Origin of the sequence: Sphingomonas sp. (assembly GCF_048594985.1) — a bacterium.
Classification (GTDB): Bacteria; Pseudomonadota; Alphaproteobacteria; order Sphingomonadales; family Sphingomonadaceae; genus Sphingomonas_I.
Genome location: NZ_JBMDXG010000336.1, coordinates 1 through 6,446, shown reverse-complemented (window position 1 = coordinate 6,446; position 6,446 = coordinate 1). Strand labels below are relative to the sequence as shown.

At 71.2% G+C, this 6,446-nt stretch carries 10 protein-coding genes; 4 read left to right on the top strand and 6 right to left on the bottom strand.

Translation table 11 applies throughout. The annotated features are described in order from the left end of the window. The 3 genes from ACOJSF_RS13800 to ACOJSF_RS13790 all read right to left on the bottom strand — a co-directional run. On the bottom strand, positions 1–747 hold a 747-nt coding region (locus ACOJSF_RS13800), incomplete at its 3' end, for an ABC transporter permease (RefSeq protein WP_420142773.1). Then, positions 744–1,529 carry an ATP-binding cassette domain-containing protein gene (locus ACOJSF_RS13795; RefSeq protein ID WP_420142772.1) on the bottom strand — a complete coding sequence of 262 codons (786 nt, stop codon included), beginning with the start codon at positions 1,527–1,529 and terminating at the stop codon, positions 744–746. The genes ACOJSF_RS13800 and ACOJSF_RS13795, both read right to left, overlap by 4 nt. Then, positions 1,519–1,812 (bottom strand): 4a-hydroxytetrahydrobiopterin dehydratase, encoded by a 294-nt coding sequence (locus ACOJSF_RS13790; protein ID WP_420142771.1) that lies wholly within the window; start codon positions 1,810–1,812, stop codon positions 1,519–1,521. The genes ACOJSF_RS13795 and ACOJSF_RS13790 overlap by 11 nt, the downstream gene beginning before the upstream one ends. A gap of 48 nt (positions 1,813–1,860) precedes the next feature. Between ACOJSF_RS13790 and ACOJSF_RS13785 the strand changes: the two genes are divergently transcribed. The 4 genes from ACOJSF_RS13785 (at position 1,861) to ACOJSF_RS13770 (ending at position 4,388) form a co-directional block, all read left to right on the top strand. Next, on the top strand, positions 1,861–2,268 hold the full coding sequence (locus ACOJSF_RS13785; protein WP_420142770.1) for a metallopeptidase family protein: 408 nt from the start codon (positions 1,861–1,863) through the stop codon (positions 2,266–2,268). After that, positions 2,265–2,831 carry a heme ABC exporter ATP-binding protein CcmA gene (ccmA, locus tag ACOJSF_RS13780; protein ID WP_420142769.1) on the top strand — a complete coding sequence of 189 codons (567 nt, stop codon included), beginning with the start codon at positions 2,265–2,267 and terminating at the stop codon, positions 2,829–2,831. Before ACOJSF_RS13785 ends, ccmA begins: the two co-directional genes overlap by 4 nt. Further along, entirely contained in the window at positions 2,828–3,454 is a 627-nt protein-coding gene (locus ACOJSF_RS13775) for a heme exporter protein CcmB (protein ID WP_420142768.1), read from the top strand. Before ccmA ends, ACOJSF_RS13775 begins: the two co-directional genes overlap by 4 nt. 94 nt (positions 3,455–3,548) lie before the next feature. Then, positions 3,549–4,388, top strand: a complete 840-nt coding sequence (locus tag ACOJSF_RS13770) for a hypothetical protein (protein WP_420142767.1) — start codon at positions 3,549–3,551, stop codon at positions 4,386–4,388. Between the two features lie 26 nt (positions 4,389–4,414). Here ACOJSF_RS13770 and ACOJSF_RS13765 read toward each other — a convergent pair whose 3' ends face one another. The 3 genes from ACOJSF_RS13765 to ACOJSF_RS13755 form a co-directional block, all read right to left on the bottom strand. Beyond that, positions 4,415–4,615 (bottom strand): hypothetical protein, encoded by a 201-nt coding sequence (locus tag ACOJSF_RS13765; protein WP_420142766.1) that lies wholly within the window; start codon positions 4,613–4,615, stop codon positions 4,415–4,417. 382 nt (positions 4,616–4,997) lie between these two features. Further along, entirely contained in the window at positions 4,998–5,861 is an 864-nt protein-coding gene (locus ACOJSF_RS13760) for a class I SAM-dependent methyltransferase (RefSeq protein ID WP_420142765.1), read from the bottom strand. Further along, on the bottom strand, positions 5,858–6,292 hold the full coding sequence (locus ACOJSF_RS13755; RefSeq protein WP_420142764.1) for a M16 family metallopeptidase: 435 nt from the start codon (positions 6,290–6,292) through the stop codon (positions 5,858–5,860). Before ACOJSF_RS13755 ends, ACOJSF_RS13760 begins: the two co-directional genes overlap by 4 nt. Positions 6,293–6,446 lie beyond the last annotated feature (154 nt).

Sequence of the window (6,446 nt, the reverse complement as noted above, 5' to 3'; positions counted from 1 at the left end):
GTGGCCGCGTTTGGCCTCGGTGGGCCCCGGGGGGCGGTGCAGCGGCGGCGCGGCCGCCTGAACCGCGCCCGCTAGCCGCCCGGCCCGGGCCCCGACGCGCCGCGGCTCGCGCGCGGCAAGCCCATGTTCGATCAGCCCGAGCAGCGCGTCGGCCGCCAGCGCGAGCAGGGCGGCCGCGAGGCAGCCCGCGAGAACGAGGTCCCAGCGCTCGATCTGCAGCCCGGCGAAGATCGGGTTGCCGAGCGTGGGATAGCCGACGGTGGTGGCAAGCGTGGCGGTGCCGATCGTCCACACCGCCGCCGTGCGCACGCCGGCCATCGCGACCGGTGCGGCGAGCGGCGCTTCGACCAGCGCGAGCCGCTGGCGCGGCGTCATCCCCATCGCGTCCGCCGCCTGCAGCACCGCCGGATCGATCGAGCGCAGCCCGGCCACCGTGTTCCGCAGGATCGGCAGCAATGCATAGAGCGTCAGCGCGAGCAGCGCGGGGAGGAAGCCGAGCGCGGCGATCCGCCCGCCGACCAGCGACGACAGGCCGAGCAGGACGGGGTAGAAGAGCGCGAGCAGCGCGAGCCCGGGGATGGTCTGCGTCACCCCGGCGATGCCGAGCGCGACGCGCGCAACGCGCGGCCGTCGCGCGCTGATCAGCGCCAGCGGCAGGCCGATCGCCAGCGCAAGCAGGAGCGCCGCCGCCGACAGGAGAACATGGCTCGCGATCAGGCCGGGAAGCGGGGCGAGCGCCTCGCTCACTGCGCGAGCTCGGCCAGCCTGGCCGCCTGCGCGCGCGGGATCGCGAGCAGCGTGTCGGCCTCGGCCCCCGCCAGCCCGTGCAGCATCTCGCGTGGCGTCGCGTCGGCGACGATCCGCCCCTGGTTCATCATCACCACCCGATCCGCCAGCAGCAGCGCCTCGTTCATGTCATGCGTGACAAGGACGGTGGTCAGGCCGCGGCTGTCGTGCAGCCGGCGCAGCGTGTGGCCAAGCTGGTCGCGGGTGACGGGATCGAGCGCGCCGAACGGCTCGTCGAGCAGCAGCAGCCGGGGCCGGATCGCCAGCGCGCGCGCGATGCCGACCCGCTGCTGCTGCCCGCCCGAAAGCTGCGCCGGCCGGCGCGCGCCATGTTCGGCGGTAAGGCCCACTTCCTCCAGCGCGGTCGCGACGTCGATATCGCCTCCGTGCGCGACGCGCGGGCCGATCGCGATATTCTCCGCCACGCTCATGTGCGGGAACAACCCGACATTCTGGAAGACGTATCCGATCCGGCGACGGAGCTGAACCGGATCGCCATGCGCCACGTCGCGCCCCTCCACCAGCACGCACCCCTCGTCGGGCCGATCGAGCCGGTTGGCGAGGCGCAGCAAGGTCGACTTGCCCGATCCCGACGGCCCGACCAGCGCGACGAACACGCCGCTTTCGACCTGTAGCGACACCGCATCGAGCGCCGACACGCCATCATGGCGGCGCGTCACCTGCTCGAACCGGAGCGCCGGGGCGGCCTGCCCCGGCGTCGCGCGCGGCGCGTCAGTCCACAAGGGCGTCGATCGCCTCCGCCAGCGCGATGTCGCGCGTCGAAAGCCCCCCGCAATCATGCGTCGTGAGCAGGATGTCGACCCGGTTCCAGACGTTGGACCATTCGGGATGATGGTCCATCCGCTCGGCGATCAGCGCGACGCGCGCCATGAACCCGAACGCCTCCGGAAAGTCGGCGAAGACGAAGCGGCGCGCGATCGCATCGCGGCCTTCGTCATAATCCCAGTCCGGCAATGCATCGAGCGCGTCGGCGCGTTCGGTATCGTTCAGCCCCTCGATCGCCATTCAAGCCTCCGCTGGCGCGCGCGCCGGGCTGCCCTTATGGCGGGCGCGATGGAGCGAGGTCAAACCTGGGGGCCAGCGCCCGATGCCGAGACGATCGAGGCGCTGGCGCGCGCCGCGATGGCGCGCCTGCCCGACGCGTTCCGCGCCTATCTGGACGACGTGGTGCTGCGGGTCGAGGAATTCGCCGACGACGAGACGCTCGACGCGCTCGGCATCGACGATCCGTTCGGCCTGTCGGGCCTCTATCGCGGCCGCCCGGTGGGCGAGAAGTCGATCGCCGACACCGCCGCCCTGCCCGACATGATCCACCTCTACCGCCGCCCCCTGCTCGACGAATGGGCCGAGGGGGGCGAGACGCTGGAGGCGTTGGTCACGCACGTGCTGGTGCATGAGGTGGGCCACCATTTCGGCCTGTCCGATGCCGACATGCACGCACTGGAAGAGGCGGCGGGTTGAGCCCAGCGCGGCTGACCGCCGAGCATGTCGCGTGCCTGCGCGGGGGCCGCCTGCTGTTCGAGGGGCTGAACCTGACCCTGGGACCCGGCGAGGCCGCGCTGGTGACGGGCGGCAACGGCGCGGGCAAATCGAGCCTGCTGCGCCTCCTCGCCGGGCTGCTCGCGCCGGCGGCGGGGCGGGTCGCGGCGGTCGGCCGGATCGCCTTCCATGACGAGCGCCCCGCGCTCGATCCGGAGCTGCCGCTGGCGCGCGCGCTCGGCTTCTGGGCCGCGCTCGACGGGGGCGACGCCGACGCCGCGCTCGCGACGGTCGGGCTGGACGCGCTCGGCGAGGTTCCGGTCCGCCTGCTGTCCACCGGGCAGCGTCAGCGCGCCGCGCTCGCCCGCGTGATCGCAAGCCGGGCGCCGATCTGGCTGCTCGACGAGCCCGGCAACGGGCTCGACACGGCGTCGCTGGCGCGTCTGGCCGACGCGATGGCGTGGCACCGGCTGGCCGGCGGGATCGTGGTCGCCGCGAGCCACCAGCCGCTCGGCCTCGACAAGGCAAAAGCGGTGATGCTGTGATCGCCTTGCTGTTGCGCCGCGACCTGCGCCGCGCGTTCGGGGCGGGCGCGGTCCTGCCGGTCGTCTTCTTCCTGCTGGTCGCGACGCTTTTCCCTTTCGCCGTCGGATCGGACCGGCTGCTGCTCGCGCGCGTGGGGGCCGGCGCATTGTGGACGGCGGCTCTGCTGGCGGCATTGCTCCCGGTCGAGCGGCTGGTGGCGCCCGATCTCGCGGCCGGCCTGTTCGACCAGTTCGCGACGCGCGGCATCGCGCTGGAGGCGGCCGCGGCGGTGCGGCTGGCGGCGCATTGGCTGAGCTTCGGTCCGTTGCTGATGCTGGCGGCCTTACCCGCCGCCGCCTTGCTGGGCATGGACGGCGCGACGCTGGCGCGGCTCGAACTCGGCCTGCTGATCGGGACGCCCGGGCTGGCGGCGCTCGCGCTCGGCACGGCGGCGCTGACCGCTTCGCTGCGCGGCGCGGGCGCGCTCGCCGGCCTCGTCATGCTCCCGCTCGCCGTCCCGCTCCTGATCTTCGGCGCGAGCGGCGGCGCGGGCGGGCTCAAGCTCCTCGCCGCGACCACGCTCCTCCTCGTCGCGGGCGCGCCCTTCGTGGTCGGCGCGGCGCTGCGCGCGACGCGCGAATAGGGAGTTCGCCGTTCCCTCGGCTGGGCGCGGGTTCGTGCAGGCTTGCGCGACGGTCACGATCCGATAACCTGCCGAAATCTTCCGGGGGGAAGCGATGCCATATCGTCACGCTTACTGGTGGCTGCTCGCGCTATTTCCGCTGATCGCCGTCGCATTCTGGCCGGGTTATCTGGGTCAGTTCGGCGAGGCGCCTTTCGCGCTTCACGCGCACGGCATCACCGCGACCGCCTGGCTCGCGCTGCTGACCTTGCAAAGCTGGTCGATCCACGCGCGCAGGGCGGTCTGGCATCGCGCGGCGGGCCTCGCCACCTTCGCCATCCTGCCGATGTTCGCCGCGGCGGGGCCGCTCGCGCTCCAGGGGATGGCGATGCTCTGGCGCACGCAGGCCGATCCATTCCACGCGGCGTTCGGCGCCCAATTGGTGATCGCCGACATGATAGCGGGTCCGTCGGTCGTGCTGATGGCCACCTATGCCTTCGTGCATCGGCGGCGGGTGGGCGTCCACGCCGCCGCCATGCTGGCGACCGCCTTGCTGGTCCTGCCGCCGATCGTCGGGCGATTGCTCCCCCTCATTCCGGGATTTCCCGTCGGGGGCTGGGCGGGATTCGGGGGGTTCAGGCTGGCCTTCCAACTCGCGGAGGCGCTGACGCTTCTGATCGCGATCGCGCTGGCCGCCCGGACACCGGCGGCGCGTGCCGGGTTCGGCTTTGCGGCGTTGGCGACGGCGGCGCAGATGGTCGGCTTCGAAACGATCGGCACGACGCCGATATGGGGCCGGTGCGTCGTCCTGCTCACTGAAATCCCTGCTGAACCGACGGCGGTCGCGGCGGCGTTCGTGGCGGCGGCACTGCTGTGGTGGGCTTGGCAGACGGTGCCGCCACACGCGATCCGGAACGCGGCGCAGGTTAGGGCGGCCGGCGACGCTGCTCCTTAACCCCTTAGGGCCGCTGTAGCTGGCGCTTAGATCAGGCTCGGCAGGATCATAACTGCGCCCGCGAGAGCGCCAATGGCGTAGCCGGTCATACAGAAGCGGAAAGTACCGGGGTTGCTGTTACGATCCACCGTGAAGGGGGGCAGTCTCCCGGGAATACGTCCGGTGAGCGCACCACAGGCCAACATGAAACCGCAGATCACCAATACGGCCAAGGCAAATCCGCTCACTCGATAACCCTTCAAGGTTGAGCATAGTGCGACGGGCGGATTAAGCGGCTGCTCACACCTTCCCAGCCGAATCGCATGGCCCGCAACCAGCGGCGGCAGCATAGCCGCGACGGCCCGAAATATAAAAGCAGCCTGAAGGATGCCGGATGGCAAGTTGCTACCATGCGCCTTCCGGTGGACGTTGGGACCGGCCCTCTGCTTTGTTGATCGTAGGATCCGGGCTTGATCTTTTAGAACAAATAGAGTACGATCGAGTGCTGTCTAGCTCGCTGTTTCACATGTCCACATTGCAATTGGTTCGGGAACGCTGGTGCCCCCGATGGCGCCGACCCTCACCCCGCTATCCGGGCGTAACTTTTGTAAACTTTGGCGCGCCGTCGCCTCAGCGTGACCAGCGCGCGAAGATGGCGGTGGGGAGGAGGAGGCCGCGTGCTTCCTCGCGCACGGCCATCTCGCCGACCTCGACCGTGCCGCCCAGATCGACGAGCGCCTGGCGCAGCAATTCGCCGATCGCCAGCGCCGACATGCGCACCGCATAGACGGTGAGGACGAGGAACTTGCTGTCCTGATCGAGCAGGGCGCGGCAATGCGCGATCAGGCCGGGCAGATGCTCCTCCAGCCGCCACACCTCGCCATCGGGCCCGCGCCCGAACTTGGGCGGATCGAGCAGGATGCCGTGGTAGCGGCGCCCGCGCCGCACCTCGCGCGCGGCGAACTTCACCGCGTCGTCGACCATCCAGCGAATCGGGCGATCGGCCATGTCGGACAGGAAGGCATTGGCCTTGCCCTGCTCGACCGACTTCTTCGACGCATCGACATGCGTGACCCGCGCGCCCTTCGCCGCCAGCGCGAGGCTGCCGACGCCGGTATAGCCGAACAGGTTGAGCACTTCGTCGCCCTCGCCCGTCCGCTCGCGCATCCACGCCCATTGCGGCGCCATGTCGGGAAAGAAAGCGAGGTGACGGAAGGGGGTGTTCTGCGCGACGAAGCGCACCTCTTCCCAATGCATGTGCCAGCCGCCGCGCGGCACGTCGCGCGACAGATGCCACTTGCCGCCGCCCTCCTCGTCCGACGCGGCGATGAAGTCGCCGTCCGCCTCCCAATTGCCCTGCGCGGGCGCCCACATCGCCTGCGGCTCGGGCCGGATGAAGCGGAAGCGGCCATAGCGTTCGAGCTTGCGGCCATGCCCCGAATCGAGCAGCCCGTAATCGGGCCACGGTTCGGTGACGAGGGTGAGCAGGCTCACGCGGCCTTCGCCAGCTTGCCGCCGATCGTGGCGAGCGCCTCGCCCCCGCCGAGCGCCGTGGCGCCGGCGGCGCGTGCCTGGGCCAAGGTAACCGCGTCGAGTTGCGCGACCGTCTCGGCCGGCGGCACGATCCGGCCGTGGAGCTGGATCTGGCGCGCGAGATGATCGGCGCGTCCCGCGACCGATTCGAGGCCCATCAGCAAGCCGGCCTTGGCCTGCGCGCGCGCGCGGTCCAGCTCGTCCTGGTCGAGCGTCTCGGCGGTTTCGGCCAGCACGCGCCGGGTCAGCGCCAGCGCCTCGGCCGCGTCCCCCCGCGCCGCCGCGCAATAGACGCCGAACAGGCCGGTATCGGCATAAGGCTGCGCCCAGCTGTAGATCGAATAAGCGAGCCCGCGCTCCTCGCGCACCTGCTGGAAAAGGCGCGAGGACATGCCGCCGCCGGCCTAGCTGCCGAACAGGCCGTGCTCGTGCATGTCGGCATGCGCATGGCCGACGCCCGGAAAGGCGAGCGCGACGTGGAGCTGATCGAAGCGGCGGCGATCATGGTGCGTGCCGCCGACGAAGCGCGCGGGCGGCGGCGCGGGG